This window comes from Shewanella sp. M-Br (assembly GCF_036245925.1).
GTDB lineage: Bacteria > Pseudomonadota > Gammaproteobacteria > Enterobacterales > Shewanellaceae > Shewanella > Shewanella oncorhynchi.
In genome coordinates this window covers 90,138-113,737 of record NZ_BJBV01000018.1, presented here as the reverse complement: position 1 = coordinate 113,737, position 23,600 = coordinate 90,138, and the positions used below count along the sequence as shown (strand labels likewise).

The 23,600-nt window shown below is 45.9% G+C and carries 17 protein-coding genes; 4 read left to right on the top strand and 13 right to left on the bottom strand.

The annotated features are described in order from the left end of the window. Positions 1-375: 375 nt before the first annotated feature. A complete protein-coding gene (gmhB, locus tag AAA952_RS15715; RefSeq protein WP_263166084.1) occupies positions 376-924 on the bottom strand; it encodes a D-glycero-beta-D-manno-heptose 1,7-bisphosphate 7-phosphatase in 549 nt (182 codons plus the stop codon). A gap of 466 nt (positions 925-1,390) precedes the next feature. On the opposite strand from gmhB, the gene AAA952_RS15710 reads away from it, so the two are divergent. Together AAA952_RS15710 and AAA952_RS15705 are read left to right on the top strand one after the other, a co-directional pair. After that, entirely contained in the window at positions 1,391-2,062 is a 672-nt protein-coding gene (locus AAA952_RS15710) for a GntR family transcriptional regulator (protein ID WP_028760950.1), read from the top strand. Positions 2,063-2,153: 91 nt separating this feature from the next. After that, a complete protein-coding gene (locus tag AAA952_RS15705) occupies positions 2,154-3,221 on the top strand; it encodes a ketoacyl-ACP synthase III (RefSeq protein WP_028760951.1) in 1,068 nt (355 codons plus the stop codon). 87 nt (positions 3,222-3,308) lie between these two features. Here the strand turns inward: AAA952_RS15705 and AAA952_RS15700 are convergent, their stop codons facing one another. The 12 genes from AAA952_RS15700 to AAA952_RS15645 form a co-directional block, all read right to left on the bottom strand. Further along, positions 3,309-3,902 (bottom strand): lecithin retinol acyltransferase family protein, encoded by a 594-nt coding sequence (locus tag AAA952_RS15700; RefSeq protein WP_338258369.1) that lies wholly within the window; start codon positions 3,900-3,902, stop codon positions 3,309-3,311. A gap of 203 nt (positions 3,903-4,105) precedes the next feature. Further along, positions 4,106-4,792, bottom strand: a complete 687-nt coding sequence (locus AAA952_RS15695; RefSeq protein WP_338258367.1) for an exonuclease domain-containing protein — start codon at positions 4,790-4,792, stop codon at positions 4,106-4,108. Between the two features lies 1 nt (position 4,793). Further along, a complete protein-coding gene (locus tag AAA952_RS15690; RefSeq protein ID WP_338258365.1) occupies positions 4,794-6,641 on the bottom strand; it encodes a DUF294 nucleotidyltransferase-like domain-containing protein in 1,848 nt (615 codons plus the stop codon). A gap of 198 nt (positions 6,642-6,839) precedes the next feature. Then, entirely contained in the window at positions 6,840-8,576 is a 1,737-nt protein-coding gene (locus tag AAA952_RS15685; RefSeq protein WP_131523557.1) for a sodium:solute symporter family protein, read from the bottom strand. An 11-nt stretch (positions 8,577-8,587) separates the two neighbouring features. Then, entirely contained in the window at positions 8,588-8,854 is a 267-nt protein-coding gene (locus AAA952_RS15680) for a DUF4212 domain-containing protein (RefSeq protein ID WP_006082142.1), read from the bottom strand. A gap of 632 nt (positions 8,855-9,486) precedes the next feature. Beyond that, positions 9,487-10,107, bottom strand: coding sequence for a thiol:disulfide interchange protein DsbA/DsbL (locus AAA952_RS15675; protein ID WP_263138980.1), 621 nt, complete (start codon positions 10,105-10,107; stop codon positions 9,487-9,489). A gap of 121 nt (positions 10,108-10,228) precedes the next feature. Beyond that, a complete protein-coding gene (locus AAA952_RS15670) occupies positions 10,229-11,092 on the bottom strand; it encodes an NAD(P)-binding domain-containing protein (protein WP_198572821.1) in 864 nt (287 codons plus the stop codon). Between the two features lie 56 nt (positions 11,093-11,148). After that, positions 11,149-12,354, bottom strand: a complete 1,206-nt coding sequence (locus AAA952_RS15665; protein ID WP_338258356.1) for an HD-GYP domain-containing protein — start codon at positions 12,352-12,354, stop codon at positions 11,149-11,151. Between the two features lie 222 nt (positions 12,355-12,576). Next, a complete protein-coding gene (locus AAA952_RS15660) occupies positions 12,577-13,062 on the bottom strand; it encodes a DUF2919 domain-containing protein (protein WP_131523553.1) in 486 nt (161 codons plus the stop codon). 248 nt (positions 13,063-13,310) lie between these two features. Then, positions 13,311-15,368: an NAD-dependent DNA ligase LigA gene (ligA, locus tag AAA952_RS15655; RefSeq protein WP_338258354.1), complete on the bottom strand. Its 2,058-nt coding sequence runs from the start codon at positions 15,366-15,368 to the stop codon at positions 13,311-13,313. Positions 15,369-15,471: 103 nt separating this feature from the next. Further along, positions 15,472-16,545 carry a cell division protein ZipA gene (zipA, locus tag AAA952_RS15650; protein WP_338258352.1) on the bottom strand — a complete coding sequence of 358 codons (1,074 nt, stop codon included), beginning with the start codon at positions 16,543-16,545 and terminating at the stop codon, positions 15,472-15,474. 23 nt (positions 16,546-16,568) lie between these two features. After that, entirely contained in the window at positions 16,569-19,985 is a 3,417-nt protein-coding gene (locus AAA952_RS15645; RefSeq protein WP_338258350.1) for a chromosome segregation protein SMC, read from the bottom strand. A 197-nt stretch (positions 19,986-20,182) separates the two neighbouring features. Between AAA952_RS15645 and cysZ the strand changes: the two genes are divergently transcribed. Next, complete coding sequence (gene cysZ, locus AAA952_RS15640) at positions 20,183-20,962, top strand: sulfate transporter CysZ (RefSeq protein WP_131523549.1); 780 nt, start codon at positions 20,183-20,185, stop codon at positions 20,960-20,962. Between the two features lie 144 nt (positions 20,963-21,106). Further along, a complete protein-coding gene (locus AAA952_RS15635; RefSeq protein WP_338258347.1) occupies positions 21,107-23,548 on the top strand; it encodes a carbohydrate binding family 9 domain-containing protein in 2,442 nt (813 codons plus the stop codon). Positions 23,549-23,600: the final 52 nt, after the last annotated feature.

Genomic DNA, 23,600 nt, shown 5'->3' with positions numbered 1-23,600 from the left:
ATGGTTAGCAGCTTATTCAGCGCTTAACCGTTGACCCCGCTGGGTCAGTGGATGCGCATTATAGGGATGTCAGATTTTACCGCAACCCCTTTGGCGCGAATAATTACGAAAAACGATTCAAGCGCACACTTTTTAAACTAAAAATGGTATTTTAACGCCAATATTATCGAATTTGTGCTGAGTTATGGGGAAAGATAAGGTTCATCAGCGCTAGAAATGACAAGAGCCAACCTATTGGTTAGCTCTTTAATCTCATGCGAGATAGCTTTACTTCTGATTTCTATCGAACAAGAGCGACAGCCGACACAGCTTATATCGCAACCTTGGTTGACGAATCAGCCCATGATGAACTGATTATAAGTAGTAGAACTCCAACTAACCCACGCTTTTTAAGTAAGCCGGCACATCGGCAATACTGTCGAGTACCACTGTGGCATCACTGTCATCAGCAATAACCTTACCACTGCGCACTAATATGCGTGTGGTCACGCCCGCCGCTTTCGCTGCCTGCATATCTTCGGCTTTGTCGCCAACCATGACTGAGTGCGCTAAGTCGATTTTTAAGAATTGTGCCGCATCATTAAGCATACCCGGCTTAGGTTTGCGGCAATCACAATCGACCTTATATTCCCCTATACCTTTTTCGGCATGGTGCGGGCAATAGTAAATACCATCGAGCTCGACCCCTTTGTCGGCAAAGTTCCAATCCATCCACTCCGTTAAGCTGTGGAATTGGTCTTCAGTGTACATGCCACGGGCAATACCAGATTGGTTAGTGACGACAACTAACTTGTAGCCCATTTCTTTTAAAGAGAGGCAAGATTCAAACACACCGTCAATATATTCGAAGTCATCCACTAGGTGGACATAACCATGGTCTTTGTTAATCACACCATCACGGTCTAAAAATACTGCTCGACTCACTGTAATACTCCCAAATCGCCTAAGGCGTTATCGCGCTATTATTCCATTCATTATCAGAAATTGCACCGCGAAGTTATGCTTTTAGCGCTAAATTGCACGTTAGTGATATTTCGTGGCTGTACAGGCAAATCTCTATGGACAGCTTGTGTCTATGCGAGATAGTAATTGTCCCACCAAATCAGCGTACAAAAAATCCAGCAGTGAAATGTGTAATTGCACTTTTTAATCAAAATACTCAATCGAAGAAGCTGAACAGCGTTTTTACAAATAATTGCCACTGTTACCATCGAAGCCACTCGCAAGTAATGCGCTTCAAATCGTAAGAGAAAACCACAAAAAACCCCGTCGTTTGGACATTGTTAGTCTCTTAGATGCTGCACTCAATCAAGCATTTCCCTTTATTTGTGGTGTTTTTAACGGTAATCTTGGGCAAATAACGAGAAAATACCCGAAATAGACGGAAATAATGAGTCGAACTACGCCTATCGTCCACAAAACCCGCACCCAGTTAGTTGTGGAAGTGCTCAGAGAGAGAATTCTTTCAGGTGACATAGCCGCAGGAGAACCCCTCAGACAAAGTGCCTTGGCTGAAGCGTTAAATGTCAGCCGTATTCCGGTGAGAGAAGCATTATTGCAACTCGAAGCCGAAGGACTCGTTAAGTTTGAGCCCCATAAAGGTGCGACCGCGACCGTGTTATCCGTCGAACAAGTCACCGAACTTTTTGAATTACGTGCAATGATCGAAACCGATCTGCTTGCGAAAGCGATCCCACGACTTCAAGAGGCTGATTTAGAAAAAGCAGAACGTGTACTCGAGCAATTGGAGTCGGCCTTCAAACATGAAGATGCCGTCGCCAGTTGGAGCGAGTTGAATACGCAATTTCACACTTGCTTATATCAGGCGGCTAATCGCCCACACACCCTTGAGGTTGTTCACGGCCTCAATACTAATTGTGATAGATACATTCGTTTGCAGTTATTGCTCGCGGGGGGAATTCCTGCCGCAGAGCATGAGCACAGGGCTTTGCTCAACCACTGCAAACTGAGAGAAACAGAAAAAGCGACGGCGCTACTGCGTCATCATATTCTGCATGCCGCAATGACAATTCGAGATCTCGTCGCCAAACAGGTGGTCTAGATCACGGACGGCCATTAGAGTTGCCGATAAGCTTTGTTGTCGATTCAAGGCAGCGCTCAGGTTCTGCCTTTTTTATTTGAGAGAAACCACCATGCAGTACGCCACTATCACAGGTTGGGGCAAATGTGTTCCACCAGCCACGCTGACTAACGATGATCTTGCTACCTTTATCGAGACATCCGACGAATGGATTAAATCTCGCACAGGGATCAGCCAGCGCCATATCAGTCATGTAAATACCTCTGAACTTGCTTCAGTTGCAGCACAACGTGCGCTCGCAGCTGCAGGTATTGATGGCAGTGAAATCGACATGATCATTCTGGCCAGTGCCAGCCCAGACACTTTGATCCCAAATATTGCATCCACTGTACAAGCTAATATTGGCGCCAGTTGTGCCGCATTCGATATCAATGCTGCCTGCAGTGGCTTCTTATATGGATTAGGTTTAGCCAGCTCACAAATCAAGAGTGGCCAGAGCAAGAAAGTATTAGTCATTGGTGCTGAACGTTTATCTTTCTATTTAGATTGGTCACGCCGCGAAACCGCAGTGCTATTTGGTGATGGTGCGGGTGCCGTTGTGGTTGAAGCGACAGATGTTGCCGGTGGCGTGCTCGGTTATGAACTGAATAACGATCCTGAAGGTCGTGATATTCTGAAAGCGGGCTTTGGCACGGCGATGGACAGATTCTCAGCCGACTCATTGGACTTTTTCATTGAATTCGATGGCCAAGAAATCTTCAAGCGTGCGATTAACGGAATGAATAAATTGAGCACTAAAGTGCTTGAAAAATGTGGTGTTGATAAGGATGAAGTGGATCTCGTGATCCCGCATCAAGCCAACGAACGTATTATTGATACCTTAGTTAGCCGAATGAAAATCCCGAAAGAAAAAGCCTTCGTGAACATCGCTAATTATGGCAATACCTCGGCGGCGACGATTCCAATTGCTATTTGTGATGCGTTAGAACAAGGCATTATCAAGCCGAATCAAACCATACTCTCTTGTGCCTTTGGCGCTGGCTTAACCTCTGCTGCACTCTTGCTGCAATGGGGAAATCGCGTCACACCTATCAATATCAGTGATGCCGAGTTACCGCCTTGCGATAAAACAGGCATAGAGTTAGTCAAACGCGCTGTAGATTATTTTTGTAAGCCGTAAACGGTTTTTGCAAAACGATTACATAGTGTTTCACTAAAACAAAAAGCCATCTTAATCGATGGCTTTTTTAGTATATGACTACAGAGCTTATTCATTCAGCTTGCTAATGATCATCTCATCCCAATAGATAGCTTGATTAAAATGTTCGGCGAGTTTTTGATTTAACTCGTTAAAGCCTTTAATCACGCCTTCGCTGCCACTAATACAAGACCAGACAAATCGATGGCAATTATTGTCGAATAAATCATATTCCAGATACTGATAAATCGCCTGTTCAGCACGGGGCAACACAGACTCGGCAATAAGAGGCTGATGTTGGTGATTACAGGCAAGATAGATTTGGCTACCGGTCCGTCCCGCTAAAAAACGCTTTACCGATACAGCCCGCACCAGCCCTGAGCCATGTAACTCTACGAGGCAATCATCACCAAGCCAAATACCAGTATGCTCAATCACACCAAAAACATAACAACAGACGATACTGCCTGGGATTGGCGCAACTTGTTTTAATCCCTTTTGCCATTGACTCGGCGGTGCCACCATAGCGCGATTGGCAACGGGGTACTTAGGGGCCTTACCGAGTAATCTGTCACGCTCAAGTTGCTGACGCTGCTCGCGCTCATCGGCCAGCAAAACCGCACCGATTACGGCACCACCCACCCAAAGTAAAGGTAACGGCATCATATTCTCCTACACACTCAACTTAGTAGAGTGAAGTACAAGTTGGTTGGATTGCCAAGTTAACGGCAGGTTGAATTTGAACAGAGGATTAAATGTCAACTGAGTTTAGCTTGTCAGTGATTAACCTAAGATGAAATCAAAGTGAAATCAATCCATCTCAAATGGATTCACTCACCACAAAGAGTGATTTCTGTTAACACTGACTAAGTCGATTTTTGCAGTAAATCAGCCACAGTAAGCTTTGCTGCACCGCCCATGGCGGCCATTTGCGCGAGTAATAATTCCCCACAACCTAAGGCATCGGTCAGCGCGCTATGGGCCGCATAAATAGGTAAACCATAACGCTCGCGACAAGCGCCAAGGCGCAAACTCCCCTCTTTAATCACTGAGTGCTCCCGTAGTAAACGGTGCTTTTCAACCATTAAAGTATCAATTGCAGGTAAAACAAGGGCTTGATGATAAATCGTCAATAAATCCTGCTGTAAAAAACGACAATCTAAAGGGGCATGATGTGCCACCAGCACGCGTCCATAGGTTTGATTGATAAACCAGCCCATGGCTTCCTCAATGGTGACGGCTTGTACCAAATGATTATCAAGAATGCCGTGGATCGTCGCACTTTGGCCTACACTACCGCGAATTTGCACTAACTTTTGCTCGGCGCGTGCCAACGGGATCTCACCGCGCTCAATCGGCACCAATCCAATGCTGAGAATTTGATCTTGCTGTGGATTGAGCCCTGTCATCTCCAAATCCATCGCCGTTAACGGCGCTTCGGATAACGGCATTGCCAGTAGAGGCAACAGCGACTGATAATAGCCTTTAAATAAATGATGTTGGCAACGCAGCGCCCGCCAATTGAGCTGAGTTTTCAGCAACAATGTATTCATATCAAAAGCTTCGCATAAATTTCATCTTCATCCCCGCCTGCGCCTCATGCACGACTTTAAAAGCGTCACGTAACTGATGACGAACCAGCGAAGACAAATGCCCAGGCAGCAAATAATTACTCACCTCTACCCCTTGATTATGTTGATAACCTTGGTTCGATAACCGCATATGGGCGATAAACTCGTGGGCATCAGCCAAATTGAGCGCATCTTGTCGATTGAGGATATTCGCATCCATCAAGGCACGAATACGTTTTGCAGTATTCACTTCTTTAATGCCCGCAGACAAGGCATAGACACGGGCAATATCGTTAATCAAAGCATTACCTTTATGCTTCAAATCTATGCCTTTAACTTCGCTACCATCCCGCTCGAGTACAAATTTGCGAAAAAATCCTAACGGCGGCGACTCCACCAGCGAATTGCCAGTCATACCCGCGAGAAAAATATCGTTATCGCGGGTTTGAGCTAAGACTTTATCCTGTAAGGCATCAAACAAGATTTGTGGACCGTAAACCGATCGCATATCGAAGAAGATGCTGGCGTGCATTAACGCCTTAGGCTCAGGCGTTATGACCCATTTTTCAAATACCTGTTGCCACTGTTTGAGTGACATCCGCCATTGGGGATTTTGCGCCATAATATTGCCGGGACAAAATTCATAACCGCATTGGTCAAGCCCTGCGCACACGGCATGGGTTAAGGCATCAAAATAACCTTTAGCAAAATCATCCATCTCTTCTGCGACTAACAAGCCATTATCTTGATCTGAACACGCAGCCTGATCTTGTCGTCCCTGGGAGCCAAATGCCAACCAGCAAAAGGCCATGGGCGGTTCACCGAGTAATTGCTGATTGAGCACAATTAATCGCCGCGTCAGCGCATCGGTGACAGAGGTTAACACTCGGCCAATTTCTTCAGCTCTGGCATCGGCACTAATAAGATTTTGCAGCAATAGGGGAATTTGCTTACTGACGCCAATTAAACTGGCAAGATCCTGCTGCCGTTCAATCTCACCAATCAACAGTAGCGGTTGTGAGCCCTGCCCTCGCAAGATGTCGGTACTGGTCACCATACCGATAGCTTTATCTTGATCGATAATCGGTAAGTGATGAATGTTATGCTCACTCATCAGCAGCATAGCTTCAAAAATCAATGCATTGGAGGAAATCGAGATAGGTGAAACGGTCATGGCTTGATGCACAGCAACGCTGCCATCAAGCCCTGCTGCTAACACGCGATTACGCAAATCCTTATCGGTTAAAATGCCAACCAATTTATGATTATCCGTCACCAATAAGGACGATACTCGGCGATTTCGCATCAAGAGTGCCGCCTGAGTCACGCTAGCTTGGGCATCAATAACGATGGGAGTGGAAGACATCAAGGTACTTATCCGACTTGTGGTCGTCAGATCCTTTGCCTTAAAGCGGGCCTCATGGCGTAAACGCTTTGCGAAGGCGCGGGTAAAAAACTTATCGAAGTGACGACTCTCACTCCTAAGGCTATCAAACAAGGCTTGGGGCAGATGATAAACTAGACCGTCTTCAAGAATAGCGACTTTATTAACGACTTTTTCCCCTGATAACAAAGTAGAAAAGCCAAAAAACTCACCCTCGCCCACTCTATCCACCAACACGCCGTCAGGATCGCGCACCTCAAAGGCGCCGCTACGCACCATATACAACTTAGGCGAATTCGCGTCGAAATTAACATAACCAGAGGCTTTGCTGTAATACCCAACAGTAACAGCCTTAGCGCAGCGCACGACTACATCCTCAGGCAGAGCATCAAAGGGCACAAGCCCCTGTAGAAATTGCACTACGGGTTGTAACTCACTGGCATTCATAGGCAACACCTTCTTTAGGCGAATTTTTACTGAGATGTCATCACTATAGCCTGCATTGTCGCTACGCTACATTCGACTAAAGTCAGCCGCAAGCATAATAAAGTGACGCCCCACAGAGTCATAACGGCTGGCCAAAAAGCAATAAAAAAGAGCGCCGAAGCGCTCTCTTGTGTTGATACTCACCATTACGCAGTCAGGTTAGTGGCCGCTTGCTTCACCCGAACCTTTAGGGAAACGAATCGATTCAACCATCTCCTGAACATGCAGTGGTGTTGCCGCAGTGACTCGACTCACTATCGCTGCTACACCGAAGTTCACCAGCATGCCTACCATACCAATACCTTCTGGTGAAATACCCAGGAACCAGTTAGCAGCTATGTTAGCCGTTGGATCAACAAATTTGAAGTAGATGATATAACCCGCAGTAAACAGTAGACCCGTTAACATACCGGCAATCGCACCTTCTTTATTCATTGTCTTAGAGAAAATACCCATAACAATGGCAGGGAACAGTGAGGAAGCCGCTAATCCGAAGGCGAATGCCACCACTGCCGCCACGAAACCAGGAGGGTTCACCCCAAAGTAACCCGCAATCACAATGCCGATACCTGCCGCCAAGCGAGCGTATAGCAGCTCTTTTTTATCGGAAAGGTTAGGCATTAAATTCTTTTTCAATAGGTCGTGTGAAACCGACGTTGAAATCACCAATAGCAAGCCTGCAGATGTTGATAACGCTGCTGCTAAACCACCCGCCGCCACGAGGGCGATAACCCAAGCTGGTAAATTAGCGATTTCTGGCGTAGCAAGTACGATAATATCGTTATCAATCTTCATTTCATTTTTGCTAGCGGGATCTTCAATCTTACCTGACGAATAGTAAATTTTACCGTCGCCATTTTTGTCATCCCACTTAATCAAACCGGTTTTTTCCCAGTTCTTAATCCAATCTGGTGCAGACTCATAAGCCACACCTTTAGAATCGGGACCGTTAATAGTTTCAATCATGTTCACGCGGGAGAACGCTGCTAACGCAGGCACTGTGGTGTACATAATCGCAATAAAAACAAGCGACCATCCTGCAGTGATACGTGCATCTTTCACCTTAGGTACAGTGAAGAAACGCACGATAACATGGGGTAAACCCGCGGTCCCCACCATCAAGGCACCCGTAATACAGAACACATCTATCATGCTCTTAGAACCGTCGGTGTAAGGTGCAAAGCCGAGCTCAACCGAAACGTTATTGAGTTTTTCTAACAAATATACACCGCTATTATTGCCAGCGGCATCCAGTAACTCAGCACCAAAACCAATTTGCGGAACTAAGTGGCCTGTCATCATCACTGAAAGGAAAATAGCCGGAACCATAAAGGCGAAAATCAGTACGCAGTATTGGGCAACCTGAGTGTAGGTAATCCCTTTCATACCACCGAGTACCGCGTAGAAGAACACGACCGCCATACCGATATATACGCCCGTATCCACATCCACTTCAAGGAAACGCGAGAACACAACACCCACGCCACGCATTTGCCCTGCAATATACGTAAAGCAAATAAAGATAGCGCAGATAACCGCGACTGTACGTGCCGCCTGTGAGTAATAACGCTCACCGACGAAATCTGGCACAGTAAACTTACCAAATTTACGTAAATACGGTGCCATACAAAGGGCAAGCAATACGTAGCCGCCCGTCCAGCCCATCAAGTACACGCTACCATCGTAACCGACGAAAGACACAATACCCGCTAACGAAATAAATGACGCCGCTGACATCCAATCTGCCGCCGTTGCCATACCGTTCACAACAGGGTGAACACCGCCGCCAGCAACATAGAACTCTTTGGTTGAACCCGCACGGGTCCAGATTGCAATCCCAATGTAGAGCGCAAATGAGAGCCCTACGATAATATATGTGAGTGTTTGAACATCCATCTCAAAGCTCCTTAGTCTTCTTGTACGTTATATTTTTTATCTAAGGCGTTGGCTTTTGCCGCGTAGACAAAGATAAGCGCAACGAATACATACATAGATCCCTGTTGTGCAAACCAGAAACCTAATTTGAATCCCATGAAATGGACTTCATTGAGTACATCAACCAATAAAATGCCGCATCCAAAAGAAACTGCCGCCCAAATGGCTAATAAGCTCAGTACGAGACGAATATTCTCGCGCCAATAACCCTTTGCCTTGTCGTTGTTTTCAAAACCCATAGTGACTCCCCTGTGCTGTTTTAATTTTAAGTCATGTTTAATCTAGCAACAGCTGGTGTGAGCACAATCACGACTTTCGTCTAACCCGTGATTCAAAACACTGTCTGCAAATAGCGAATAGAAACAAATTCAAAGAGTTAACAATGATATTACATTTCGATACGGTTTTAACTTTTTTAACAGGTTAGACCAATGTCGAACATGAATGAGTGGGATGTGAATGGAGAAAGAGGATTTTCATCCAATAAATAGAAATAACTTATTGTCTGAACTAGGGAAATTAGAAATTTAAATGACCTTTAATACGGCTCTAGACTGGCTAAAAATCAGATGATTTAAGATTTTTAGCCTAGATTATTGAGGGTTTTAATCATGAGTTTCTCAATCAATTAGAGACGTTAAATCTCTCATCAAACCTAGGTCAGGCCAATTGCTTACCGTTTTATTTCATCATGTTATTTCGTCAAAATGTTAGGGTTTGACTCACTGCCTCTTTGCAGGTTTACAACAAAAAATAACCCAGCCTATGCTGGGTTACTCAATCTACCTTGAGGAAACGTGACTAAGCGTTACTCGCAACAAGCGGCTTTCATCGCATGATACATCGCGTGCCGTCCATCTATAAAATGCCGTTACTTCGCAGCTAAAAACCTCACTAACGCCGCCAATTCTTCTGCGGTATGTGCGGTTGAGGTCAGCATATAACGGCCATTAACCAATAATGACGGTACCCCCTTGATCCCAGCAAGCTCAGCTTGAGAGTCATAATTCATTAGAGTGAATTTAGCATCGACGGAATTCATCGCGGCATCGACATCACCCACCTTAGCGCCTTGGGCAATGAAAAAGGCTTTTACTTGCTCTAGGGTGGTAAATTGCTCACCTTTCTCATGAATTTGCTTAAAAATGGCACCATGGGTTTGCTTAGTCATCTTTAATTTTTGCGCCATATAATAGGCAAACTGGCTCAATTCCCAAGCAGGACGACCTGCACCAACGGGGGTACGCTCAAAGGCCACATCTTTGCCAAGCAGCTTTACTGTCGACTCAATGAGCGGTTCTTGCTTATAACAATGTGTACAGTTATAAGAAAAAAACTCCCGCAGCACTGGCTTTTGCGTTTCGGTAATGCCCGCCACAGTGACATAATCCTTGCCTTCTTCGAAACTTGCAGCCTGCAGGGCAAAGCTGGCACTCAGCATTAATCCGCACGCAAATACTGCTATAGGTCGAACTCGATTAAACACGCTCATTATATTGTCTCTTTTTATTCGTCGTTTGTTTAAATAAGGATTACACATTTGCTCAAGCAAACTTGGGACCCAAAGATAACCTAAAAGTTCGACTTTTACCTTTTACAGTAATGAACCTTTCTCAACATGCCGCTAGCATATCCAGCGGCGAAACATACTGATATCGAAAGCCTAAATCAGTGACAATCGCGTCAGCTTGGATGACTTTACTCGGCATAGATTGTTGATTAAATTCTGGCGCGACTAAACCTAGAGATTCGGCAGCAGCTTGATAAAACTCAGCTTTAGTCGGATGTGAAGGTGCGCAAAGATTATAAATCGGCGCCACTGATAATCCAGAATGAGTTGCCGCGAGAATTGCGCTAACGGCGCGCACACAGTCACTAAGATGGACTAAATTTACCGCGACATTCGCCCCACTCACATCGGTTTTTCCAGCAAGAAAACGCCCAGGATGACGTTTAGGACCGACGAGTCCAGCAAAACGAACGATACAGGTATGGGGCAATGCTTGAAATAAAGCTTCAGCATCTAACAGCACTTGGCTATCGCTTGATTCTGCCATCGCATCGGCTTCTGTCATCAATTTATCTTGGGTCGGATATACGCCCGTAGTGCTGATAAACACAATCCGCTGATATTGCCAGCCTTGAGTTAATGCGATGAGTTGTTGTAATTCTTCAAGATAAGCGGCATTACCACGCTTTAGCCGTGGAGGAATATTGACCACCAGATAATCAGTCTGAAATAAACCGCTTAACGCCTGAGCATCGGGGGCAGATGATGCTTCGTGGCCCAATTGCAGCGGATAGGCTTCAATCCCGACTTCAGTTAATACCGATAATTCTTCGGCACTGCGCTTACAGCCAGTGACTCGATAGCCCTCATGGACAAGTTGCTTTGCCAAAGCAAAACCAAACCATCCACAACCGACCAAAGCAACACTGGATTTTACTGCGCTGTTTTCTGCTTTTACATTCGCCATATTAGCCCTAAGGGAATCACATCAGCGGATAGAATACGGAACTTAGCGCATAAGATTCAAGTTTGTAGCGAACTAAAATAAAAACTAATCCCTTTATCGACTTGTAAGGTACGAATCGCCCCCTCGGACAACTCTTCCGCCTTAATGGCTTTTTGTACTGTCACGCCTTCATTACTTAAAAAACGCAGCGATGGCTCACTACCATCCTCTTTGCAGGCCCAGACTTGGGGTTGACTCACATCTTTAGTCGTCATCATGACTTTTGCGATACAGCCATCGGAGAGTTTCACTATGGTTCCTGGTGGATAAATACCGAGAATTTTAACCAAAATAGCGATTAAAGATTCGGCATGTTTAGTGGCCCGATTCTTAAACAAATAACCTAAAGCGACTTGAGGGGAGGATATTTGTTGACCACTGAGCTGTTGATCGTAGTCATTTGCCAAACTTACGATCTGCGTAATGATAGGAATTTTATGGTCAGTTAACCCATCAGGGAAACCTGAACCGTCAATAAACTCATGGTGGTGTAGCACAATGTGTAGTACTTCTTTAGGGAATAATCCGGAACGATTGAGCATGTCATAGGCGAAATTAGGGTGCATTTGCAGATAATTTGACTCATGAGGTGTTAAGGCTCCGCGCTTACGGCGAATAACATCAGGTACCTTAAGTTTACCAATATCATGTAACAAACTACCAAGAGCAATATCACGCAGTTCCCTTGGACTTAAATCCAGTGCATGGCCCATCATCATTGCTAATACTGCCACAGAGACGCCGTGCTGGGTCACACTGACATCGTTATCATCCATTCCGACCAAAGTGAGGAAAGGTTTGTCAACTTCCTGTAGATGGCTGAGCAAGTCTTCTACCAATGACGCCGACAATCGATAGGCACCTTCGGGATCACTGGCTATCTTGCCAAATACATTTCTGCAGTTATTTACGTTCTCAAGGAAACGTTTTTGGCTTAAACGTATCGCCTTACGGGTATCGGCCTTAAGATCTCGCTCAGGTGGAACTTCAATTTCATCTTCAACATCCTTATCTTCCCTAACTGTCTCCGATCCGCGATTCAATTCAGATAACAAAAAAACATAGGGAACACCTAAGCCACGGATCATTTCGATTTGAGCGGCACTGCTAATATCAACACGGTTAAATAAAAAAGGGTGGTTCGTCCATGACAAAGGCAACTTGACTCTCATGCCAAGTTGAATTTCTGACAGTAACAACTTTTTTTGAGGTACTTTTGCCACGCAATATGACTCCTTTCAAATGTAATGTGGGTATAAACAGATGGCCTCATCTGCGTATCCAACAGGGCACATTTAAGCTAAGTACATATAACTATAGATGATTCAAAGAATTCAATGGCGAAATAAGGTAAAAATCCTTATCAAACTGAGGGATAGAACACATCGTCATGTGCCCCACCGCTCAGATCTAAATAAAGTTATTATATAACAATACGATAAAAACTAAGGCTGAAGTTCTTTAGCTTCTTCTTTTGGCCAATCACGGAGGTAATAACTGAGTCGCTTCGATTTAATAAGATAAATACTCGACCAAAACAACATTAAAGCATCTAAAGCAAGACTCCAATGAAACAGAAATTGGCCATGGATCAATCGCTGACCCAACAAAACGCCATCAATAATCAACAGCAACCACAACCCCCATTTTAAATGCACAAAAATCGGTCTTAACCATTGGGGCGAACGGCGACGTTCAGCAATCACCACAAGATAAATCAAAACAGCGCCAAGTCCCGCCCCGAGTGCTAGCAAAAAATCTGACTTTTCAGGGTAAAAAATCCGCACTAACTCAGAACGATCACCCATCTGAGTCAGCGAGGCGATAAAAATACACCAACCACGCGCGAGATAAGCCAAAAGCGCATATAAAAAGATGGGCGGTTTAATGTGGCCTTTATCATCGAGCCAAGTGATGTGACTAAAATTCAAATAGGTTTCCAATCAGCAAAATCTAAAACAGCATATTAAGGAGATGGTGCCAATCGCAGTTAATTCAATAGCCAAAGCAGATAATCTTTCCGCACCTTGATTATTTTCAGACAAAAAAATAGCGCCTTGGGCCAGGCACTATTTAATATCGGCTATTCGGCGGTATTCACACCTTGATACAAGGCTGCAGCCGCTACAGCCAACGTTGAATCAACATCAAGCCAACGCCCTCTCTCAACTGACGCCAATCAAGCGTTGGCCGCGAGAAGAGCTAACAACTCATCTTCATCCATCACTTTAACACCAAGCTCCTGCGCTTTAGCCAGTTTTGAACCTGCCGCCTCACCTGCCACTAAACAATCGGTATTTTTGGAGACACTGCCTGCCACTTTCGCCCCCAGCGCCTGCAACTGCGCTTTAGCATCATTGCGATTGAGCTGATTTAAGGTGCCAGTCAATACCCAAGTTTGGCCTTTAAGCGGCTGTGCATCTGCACTAGGTGCTTGAATGGCGGGCCAATGCACACCTGCAGCAACTAAAGCATCAATAACTTCAAGGTTATGGGGCTGGGCAAAAAAATGGGCCACATGCTGGGCAACGACAGCACCAACATCTTCTACTTCAGTTAACTGCTCCACAGTTGCCTCCCGCAGCGCATCTAGACTGGCAAAGTGCGCCGCCAAGTTTGCTGCCGTCGCCTCGCCCACTTCGCGAATACCTAAGCCATATAAGAAACGCGCGAGAGTGGTGGTTTTGGCTGCTTCAATCGCGGCAGCTAAATTGGTTGCCGACTTCATCCCCATGCGGTCAAGCATAGTCATCATGGAAGCGGTGAGCTTAAACAGATCCGCAGGACTTTGGACGAGTTCTTTATCAATCAATTGCTCAACGACTTTGTCGCCCATACCATCGATATCTAAAGCCTTGCGGGATGCAAAATGCTTAATCGCTTCTTTACGCTGCGCTTCGCAGAATAAACCACCGCTACAGCGAGCCACAGCCTCACCTTCTAGGCGCTCGACTAAACTGCCGCATACAGGGCAATTGTGTGGGAATACAATATCAGTCGCTGTTTCAGGGCGTCTTTCGGGCACTATGGCAACAATTTGTGGGATAACATCGCCAGCGCGGCGGATAATCACCGTATCACCGACCTTAATGCCTAAACGGGCAATTTCATCGGCATTGTGCAGAGTTGCATTTGATACAGTGACGCCGCCAACAAACACTGGCTTTAAGCGTGCTACTGGCGTGACAGCACCTGTGCGGCCCACTTGAAAATCAACGCCTTCAAGTTGGGTCATTTCTTCCTGTGCGGGGAACTTATAAGCAATCGCCCAGCGGGGTGATTTAGCCACAAAGCCTAAACGTTGCTGCTGGGCAATGTCGTTAACTTTCATCACTACGCCATCGATTTCAAAGGCTAAATCACCGCGACGGCTGAGAATATCTTTGTAGTAGTCATAGACTTGGCTTAGTTCAGCGCAGACTTTAATTTCGCTACTTACGGGTAAACCCCACGATTTAAGCTGCTGTAACTGCTCGAAATGGGTTTTAGCTAACGAATGGGAATCCGGCTCCACCACACCGAGCGCATAGGCATAAAAAGCCAATGAACGGGCAGCAGTAATTTTACTGTCAAGTTGTCGCAAGCTACCGGCTGCTGCGTTACGCGGATTCACGAAGAGTTTTTCATCTTTGGCGCGCGCCCTGTCATTCAAAGCTTCAAAAGCGGCTTTTGGCATAAAAGCCTCGCCGCGTACTTCAACGAGTTCAGGGAAGTCATTACCACGTAATTTAAGCGGGATCGATTTAATGGTTTTAACATTTTCAGTGATGTCTTCACCCACTGAACCATCGCCGCGCGTCGCCGCACGCTCGAGCACACCATGGCGATACAAGATACTCACGGCAAGGCCATCGAGTTTAGGCTCACAACAAAAGCTCACCTCACCCACTTTATCGGTGACACGCTTATGGAAAGCACTGAAATCCGCCTCATCGAAGGCATTATCTAAACTCAACATAGGCTTAAGGTGCGTGATTTGCTCAAACTTAGCCAGTGCCAATCCGCCCACCCTTTGAGTCGGTGAATCAGCGACAATCAAATGGGGATACAAGGCTTCTAACTTGAGTAAACGCTGCATCAACCTGTCGTACTCAGAATCGGTAATGCTCGGTGCATCGTCTACATAGTAACGAATGTTGTGCTCGTTCAGCGATTGGCTGAGCGCCTGCATCACCTGCGATGCGTTTTCTGGGGTGACGTCTTTAGACAGAAGTGTATCGAGTTGAATGTCTTGCATATTCTTTATCCAGAATTCTTTAGAACACAAAAAGTAGATCACAAAAAATGAGGCCGCAATCGCGGCCTCATCAATGTATTAACCGCCAAGTTGCGGTGTCGGCTTAAGCGTTAGCGCGAATGCGGTGTAAATAATCTTGCTTAGTGAACTCACCCCAAGGTTGACGTTGTCCGTCAAGCACGACCGCATCGATATCATCCGCGAGTTGACGCGCCGAGTTAAGCATAATCGAAAAGTTCATTAGGGCGTCACCGTAACAAGGCAAAGTCATGAAAAACACCACGCCTTGGGTACTGAACTGCTCCATATTATCCGGATCAAACACACCAGGCTTTAGCATATTCGCTATCGAGAACAATACTTTACCATTGCCAGCATTATCCACATGGCGATGGAAAATATTCATATCACCATATTTAAAATTCAAAGTTAAGAAACAAGGCAGCAATTCGGCGCCGTTAAGCTGTAGGCCATCTTTAGCGACCACGTGTAATACCAGTACGTCGCGTGGTTCACCTAACTCATCTTCAGCGGCTTGTTCGGCAACCTCTTCTTGATAGCTATCTTCTTTATATTCATTTTCGTCAAACAAGGCCGTTTGCTGCGGAGCTGCACTACGTAACGCATGTTCCTGCTCAGCCGCTTTTTGCGCGACGATAGCCGCATGGGATTGACCCATTGGCGGAGTTTGCGTGCTCGCTTGAGTGTTCAAGACGGGCTCTTGACGCGAGACTTTCGGGCCACGGTGTTGCTCTTTTGCCACGGGTGGCTGCAAGCTAAAATCAGGCTGAGCTGTCACTGGCTCGTGTTTAGGGCCAACTTTCAACTCTGGTTTAAATTCTGTTGATTTAAACTCTTGTGGTTTAAATTCAGGCTTAGGTTCTAGCTTTACTTCCTGCTTCAAATAAGGGTTGGCCGCAGGAGTTTCGTTGTTAGGTGCAAGTTCACCGGCTTTGCGCACGCGTACGGCGCCAATACCATCGGCATCAAACCCTTCTGAATCGATCCGCTTCGGACTCGGCTCACCTTTCTCAGCCTGTTTCTTATAAAAGTTGCTCATTGGGCTATCTTTCAATGACTTAGGCTGTTGTCTTCTGATAGACCAAAATCCATGCACCAGCACAGCAACTATGGCTATGGCGCCTAAAACGAACAATACTAGTTGCAAATCTTCCATTGGTTACCCTGTCTTTCTTCTAGTTATCCAGCGTCAGCCATCGCCACCGCTTGCTCTATGTCTACCGCAACTATACGAGACACACCGGGCTCGTGCATAGTCACGCCAATAAGTTGATCCGCCATTTCCATGGTTATTTTGTTATGGCTGATATAAATAAACTGTACGCTCTGTGACATTTCTTTTAGCAATCGACAGAAGCGTTCTACGTTGGCATCGTCTAATGGCGCATCCACTTCATCTAACATACAGAAGGGAGCAGGATTCAGCCTAAAAATGGCGAATACCAATGATAAAGCGGTTAATGCTTTTTCACCACCCGAAAGAAGATGGATTGTGCTGTTCTTCTTCCCCGGTGGTTGGGCCATGATAGTCACGCCCGTTTCTAACAAATCGTCGTCAGTTAACGCTAAATAAGCTCGGCCGCCACCAAACACTTTCGGAAATAAGCGTCCGAGATCTTCGTTGACTGAATCAAATGTCGTCTTAAAGCGGCTTCGGGTTTCCTTATCTATTTTACGGATCGCTTCCTCTAAGGTTGCAAGCCCTTTATTTAAATCGTCATCTTGATGATCAAGATAAGATTTTCGCTCACTTTGCTGTTCAAATTCTTCGATCGCTGCAAGGTTAATGGCACCTAAACGAACAATTTTCTGCCGTATTTGATCTAAATCACTCTGCCACTTGTCTGGCATCCCCTCTGCGGGCAAGTTTCCAAGGATTTCAGACAGAATGATTTGCTGTTCCTGTAAGGCTTCCAGCTGACTATTCGCTTGGCCTTTTATTCCTTCACGACGTAACTTTAACGTGCTCAGGCTTTGAGTCAAGCCCTCAAGCTTACCAAGCTCTTGTTTTTGCTTTATTCCTATACGGTTTAATGTGTCTGTGAGCACACTTTGCTGCTGACGAACCTCTTTTAAGCCCTGTTGTTGCTCATGTTGTTGCTTTAGTAACTGCGTTAACTGCTCAGTCAGCTGCACACTATTTTGCACCCCACTCAATTGGGCAACTTTGGCAAGTTCTGTTAACACAGACTCGCGGGAGTGGATGAGTTCATTGACACGCACTTGCTGTAACTCAATTTGCTCCGTGCTCACGGCCATGCGCATCGTCACAGCTTGCAAACCCGTCGCAGTGGCTGATAATTGACGTTCAACCTCAGTAATACGCCCTTTTAATGCTTGATGGCGCGCACTATCTGCCTGTGTGTCTTGGATGAGTTGCCGCTGAATATCTTCACTAGCCTGCAGCGTCTCATCGAGCTCCATTTCTTGTTCTACTAATAATTCGCATTGCTCGCTTAAGCGTTCAATATCAATCAAACTCGCACTTAAAGCTGCGTCGAGTATACTTTGCTGTTCGACGCGCGCCTTCACTTGCTCGATTAAACCACTAAGCTGCATCGACTTAGTCGCTTTGTCTAACTGCAATTGATGTAATTTTTGCGCGCCATCGGTCAGTTGCAGTCTTTGTTGCTGCAAAATAGCCGCAAGATCTGTCATCTTGTCTTGCCGAATCTGCAGGGATTGTTGCAAATCGAGGATATTTTTCGCTAACTGAGCTTGCTCTTTACTGAGTTGCACCAGTGACTGGGCGCCCTCTGTTTTCGTGATTAAAAAACCTTGTCCCAGTAGATAACCGTCGGCAGTGACAATCCGTTGATCGGATGTTAGCTGTGGCAGCAGTTCTTTCGCTGCATGGATATCCTTTGCCCACTTAAGCCCCGCTAACCAAGGGGCGAGATTCACCTTAGCCTGTAAAAATTCACTTTGGTTTGATTGTGACGCTAATGCTTGAAACCCCATTTCAGTTTCAGTGACGCCAACGGGCAAGGTCAACAAGCCATTTAGGGCGAGTTCGGCCGCGGTTTCCCAACCATTTTCAACGGTTAAACTCTGCCATAACTGCGGTTTATCACTCTGCTGTTCTTGCTTAGTCAACCACTGTTCAACCAGCTCATGGCGCGCTTTAGTCGCAGTTAATTGCTGCTGAATTTGCTCAGCGCTATGGCGGGCTTCATCTAAGGCTTGCGTACTTGCACTTACACTTTGTTCTTGCTGATGATTAATTTCATTTTGCAGTGTGAGCGCATCATCCAAAGACTCAATATCTTGCTGCAATGGTGTAATACTCGATGCGAGATCACCGTCCATTAACGCCGAAAGTTGCGCCTGCTGCTCACGACTTTGCTGCTGTTTGTGTTGCAGTAATTGCTGCTGATGCACTAACTGGCTGCGACGCAGTTCAAGCTGTAACTTATGCTGAGAAACATCTGCTGCCTGTTGGCGCGCCACTTCGGCCTGCTGCTGACTGCGTTCAATGCTCATTTCCCATTGGGATTGCAGCTCATCCATGAGCTCTTGTTGCTCATCATGCTGTGGCCCAAGTTTGGCAAGTTCAAGCTCTAACGCGCTAAGACTCGCTTTATAGCCGTTAAGCTTATCGGTGTTTTGTTGGATCTGCTCTTTGACTTGCGCCAACTGGGTTTCGAGCTGGGCGTCGCGCTGCTTTTGATTCTGTAGCTGTTGCTCTAACTTAGCGATTTCAGTACCGGTCAGATAATAGGCTTCAACGGCTCGCTGCTCTTGCTCCGCCAATTGCGCGAGTTGCACTTGCAATTCAGTGGTTTGTAATTCATCGGTTTGCGCGAGTGACTGCGCCGCCGCTTGCTGCACTTCAATAGCACTTATCTGCTCAGATAGGCTCGCCATCTGAGCTTGCAACTCTTGATAGCGCATCACAAGGAGTTCAGCATAGGTCTTACGCTCGGCCTGTTTAAGCTCACGATATTGTTTAGCGGCTTTAGCCTGCTGCGCGAGTTTATCTAACTGCTTACCGAGTTCACTGCGAATATCGCCCAAACGCTCGAGGTTTTCGCGGGTATGACGAATACGGTTTTCAGTTTCGCGCCGACGCTCTTTATAGCGGGAAATCCCGGCGGCTTCCTCAATAAAGGTGCGCAAGTCTTGGGGTTTAGATTCAATCAGGCGGGAAATAGTGCCTTGCTCGATAATGGCATAACTTCGCGGACCAAGACCTGTGCCCATAAACAAGTCGGTAATGTCTTTACGACGACACTTTTGACCATTGAGAAAATACCAAGACTCACCGTCGCGGCTCACTTGACGCTTAACGGCGATTTCTTCATAACTGGCATACTGACCAGCGAGGCGACCTTCTTTGTTTTCAAAAATAAGTTCAACACCCGCCACAGACACAGGTTTTCGCGCACTTGAACCGTTAAATATCACATCGGCCATAGAATCACCGCGTAGGTGCTTCGCCGAGCTTTCACCGAGCACCCAACGCACGGCATCGATCACGTTCGATTTACCGCAGCCATTTGGGCCAATAATGGCGGTTAATGCCTGTAAAAAAGGAATTTTCGTGGGATCGACAAACGACTTAAAGCCGGCAAGTTTTATCTGTTTTAATCTCATGGTGCCAGTTAGCGCGTCTCTGAAGTCTGGCCCGAAAATGAGCCTAGCGGTGCAAATGCATTCTGCTGGCAACTTTAACAAAGCAGGCAGCATTTTGTAACGCTTTTTATTGAATTCATGCGGCTTTTAGCTTGTCATCTGTCCATGAGTTGATCACAATCGCATATAGCTGTCGCTTAACTTTTTGGAAAAACGATATGACACAGAAAAAAACCTTGCCCTTCCCTGCCAAAAGTGGCGTTAATTATTTTCTCGATGGCTTTGGTTTAATCACACGTAAAGGCCTGCGCACTTTCGTATTTATTCCGTTAATGATTAACCTTCTGCTGTTTGCTGGCGTCATTTATGTAGCCATAGGCCAGTTAGATACGCTATTCACTTGGATGAATGCCCAGCTCCCGGAGTACTTAAGCTGGTTAAACTTTTTACTTTGGCCGCTCGCCGTCACTACTATGCTGGTGATGCTTGCTTTTGTATTTAGCTCCGTCATGAACTGGCTCGCCGCCCCCTTTAATGGTCTGTTGGCTGAAAAAGTCGAGCAGTTGTTAACTGGTAAGCAGCTGAATACCGGTTCTGGTATTGATTTAATCAAAGACTTACCGCGTATCCTTGGGCGTGAGTGGATCAAACTCAAATACTATCTGCCCCGCGCACTGGTATTTTTGTTATTGTTTTTAGTGCCTATGGTAGGCCAGACGCTGGCGCCGATTTTATGGTTTCTGTTCAGCGCTTGGATGATGGCGATTCAGTACTGCGATTATCCCTTCGATAACCACAAGGTCAGTTTTAAAGATATGCGCTTTGCCTTGAATCAAACCCGTGGCACCAGTTTTAGCTTTGGCGCCACTGTGACGCTATTTTCGATGATCCCCATAGTCAACTTTATCGTCATGCCAGTGGCGATTTGTGGCGCGACGGCCATGTGGGTCGATAAGTATCGTGAAGCGTATCGCAACCATGCCATTGCACCCGAGTAATTACATCAGCAGTGCTGAGTCATGGCTCAGCACTGCTCCCCAATTTTTTTAAACCCAATAATCCAATCATGTTTCGCCTCGTCAAAATCAACGCAAACCTTGTAACAATTACTCGCTATTGTTAACTTCACGTTTTCTGGCAAAATGCGCGCCACGAATGTGTTATTTGAGTCTTTTTTGTTGAAATCAATCTTAGCCATCATCTTATCTAGTCTTGCTTTTCTACCTGTAACTTGCCTTGCTGGCTATGCCAGCCAATTTCAGTTAGCTATTCCAACACTTAACAGTGCTGCCAATATCGACGGTGAGTTGGACGATGCCATTTGGCAACAAGCCGCAGTCACAGAGCTCAAATACGAAACCCAACCAGGGGAAAACATTGCCGCATTAGTGAAAACCGAGGCGCGAGTCTATGCGACTAAAACCAGTCTTTTTGTGGCATTTACTGCCAAAGACATTAATCCCAAACTCATTCGGGCCACACTCAAGGACAGAGACAAGCTGTGGAGTGATGATTTAGTCGGAATTAAACTCGATACTTTTAATAATGCCCGTTTAGCGTACCAATTTTTTATTAATCCCCTTGGCGTGCAATTAGACTCAATTGAAAACGAATTAACGGGTGAAGAAAGCGAAGCATGGGATGGGATTTGGAAATCCGCAGGCAAGATCACCGCCGATGGCTATCAGGTCGAAGTCGAATTACCACTGAGACTGTTCAACTTTGACGACAAGAAAAGCCTGCAAGAATGGGGCTTTGAGTTAATTCGTTATTATCCACGCAATGAAAAACATCGCCTATCGACCCATAAGATTGACCGTAATACGAGTTGTCAACTTTGTCAGTTAGGTGTGGCTTCTGGCTTGGCGGGGGCAGAACAAGGACAGGATGTACAAATCACCCCGACTTTTATCGCCAACCGTAACGAACATAAACAGGCGGATGGCTGGGAAGCTGATAACAATCTCGAGCCAGGTGTAGACTTGCGCTGGGGCATTAATTCCAGCACCTTACTCAATGCCACCATTAATCCCGATTTTTCCCAAGTGGAATCCGATGCTGGCCAGCTCGATGTGAACAGCACTTTCTCCTTGTTTAATGATGAGAAACGGCCGTTTTTTTTGGATAATAAAGACTATTTCGACACACAGGTGAATCTGCTGCACACCCGCAATATTGTTGCACCTGACTATGGTATCAAACTGACAAGTAAGAGCGATGATCACACCTTAGCTCTGCTAGCGAGTAACGATAGCCAAACCACGTTTTTGGTACCGGGAAATTTAAGCTCTGAGGTTGCCTCGCTTGATCAAGAAAGTTTGAACCTTGCGGGACGTTATCGTTTCGACATGAGCAAAACTTTCTCCATCGGCGGGTTACTTACCGCGAAAACGAGCAGTGACAACACTCACAATAGTGCAGCAAATGCCCCCCATAATGGGATCAACAGCCAACCCGATTACCACAACTATGTCATTAGTCTGGATGCGAAATATCAACCAACACCACAGGACAGTTTCACTGCGCAAGTGGCCCAATCGGATACTCAGTACCCCACTGGAGTCTATCGTCAATTTTGTACTGACACTGAAAAGGCCCCTAGTAATGGGTTGCCCTGTGGCCAATCTCAGCTTGATTGCGAACTCGGTCACTGCCAACTCAACGAACAAGTATTACGTAGCAAATCTGATAACCGCTTTGGCGGCAATTTATATCAGTTAACCTTTAAGCACGTAGAACGAAATTGGTTTGCTTACAGTGAATACAACGCCGTTGATCCCGATTTTCGTGCCGATTTAGGCTTTGTCGAAAAAATCGATTACCGCACCTTTGAGGCTGGTGCGGGTTTGATTTGGTATCCTACGGGTACATTTAACAAGGTGGAGTTAGCGGGAGATTGGGATATCACTCATAACCAAGCAGGCGAACGACTTGAAGAAGAGTATGAAGCCTACATCGAAATCCTCGGCGCATTACAAAGCGAAATCACCTTTGGTGTAGAAACCCGTGAACGTGTGGGCCCTCGCCGCGATGCTTCACAACTCACTATCGCCGGAAATAGTCAACTATATGATGAAACCCAAGTGTGGTTTTATGGCGCAGTAACCCCGTTATCGCCCCTGAGTATGGAGCTTGAAATGTACTACGGCGATGAAATTGATTTTATCAATGATAGGTTGGGCACTAAAACGCAAATGAACCCGAGTATCAATTGGAAAATTGCTAATGGACTTTCTATCGATATATCCCATCTTTATCAGCAAATGGATGTGGAACAAGGTGCACTTTTTACCGCTAATCTGAGCGATGTACGCCTCAACTGGCAATTCAGTTTACACAGTTTTATTCGCCTTTCTAGCATTTACACCCGGATAAATCGCAATGTGGCGCAGTATTTATATTCGGCGCCGCAGAGTGAGGAAGCGCATTTAGGCAATGAGCTCCTCTACGGTTATAAACTCAATCCGCAGAGTGTGTTCTACCTCGGATACTCTGATAGTTTACAGGCTAATGATGAGTTAATCCGCCTGACGCGGGACGAGAAAACCTACTTTATGAAGTTAAGTTACGCATGGCTGCTATAAACAATCATTGCCTTAAACAGAAAGCAACTTAGGCAAACAACTGACATAAAAA

What these genes read in the sequence shown, in the direction of transcription:
- AAA952_RS15710 (WP_028760950.1), top strand. Translation starts at nt 1,391, where the DNA reads ATGAGTCGAACTACGCCTATCGTCCACAAAACCCGCACCCAGTTAGTT.
- AAA952_RS15705 (WP_028760951.1), top strand. Translation starts at nt 2,154, where the DNA reads ATGCAGTACGCCACTATCACAGGTTGGGGCAAATGTGTTCCACCAGCC.
- AAA952_RS15700 (WP_338258369.1), bottom strand. Translation starts at nt 3,902, where the DNA reads ATGCCGTTACCTTTACTTTGGGTGGGTGGTGCCGTAATCGGTGCGGTT.
- AAA952_RS15695 (WP_338258367.1), bottom strand. Translation starts at nt 4,792, where the DNA reads ATGAATACATTGTTGCTGAAAACTCAGCTCAATTGGCGGGCGCTGCGT.
- AAA952_RS15690 (WP_338258365.1), bottom strand. Translation starts at nt 6,641, where the DNA reads ATGAATGCCAGTGAGTTACAACCCGTAGTGCAATTTCTACAGGGGCTT.
- AAA952_RS15685 (WP_131523557.1), bottom strand. Translation starts at nt 8,576, where the DNA reads ATGGATGTTCAAACACTCACATATATTATCGTAGGGCTCTCATTTGCG.
- AAA952_RS15680 (WP_006082142.1), bottom strand. Translation starts at nt 8,854, where the DNA reads ATGGGTTTTGAAAACAACGACAAGGCAAAGGGTTATTGGCGCGAGAAT.
- AAA952_RS15675 (WP_263138980.1), bottom strand. Translation starts at nt 10,107, where the DNA reads ATGAGCGTGTTTAATCGAGTTCGACCTATAGCAGTATTTGCGTGCGGA.
- AAA952_RS15670 (WP_198572821.1), bottom strand. Translation starts at nt 11,092, where the DNA reads ATGGCGAATGTAAAAGCAGAAAACAGCGCAGTAAAATCCAGTGTTGCT.
- ligA (WP_338258354.1), bottom strand. Translation starts at nt 15,368, where the DNA reads ATGCAAGACATTCAACTCGATACACTTCTGTCTAAAGACGTCACCCCA.
- zipA (WP_338258352.1), bottom strand. Translation starts at nt 16,545, where the DNA reads ATGGAAGATTTGCAACTAGTATTGTTCGTTTTAGGCGCCATAGCCATA.
- AAA952_RS15645 (WP_338258350.1), bottom strand. Translation starts at nt 19,985, where the DNA reads ATGAGATTAAAACAGATAAAACTTGCCGGCTTTAAGTCGTTTGTCGAT.
- cysZ (WP_131523549.1), top strand. Translation starts at nt 20,183, where the DNA reads ATGACACAGAAAAAAACCTTGCCCTTCCCTGCCAAAAGTGGCGTTAAT.
- AAA952_RS15635 (WP_338258347.1), top strand. Translation starts at nt 21,107, where the DNA reads ATGCGCGCCACGAATGTGTTATTTGAGTCTTTTTTGTTGAAATCAATC.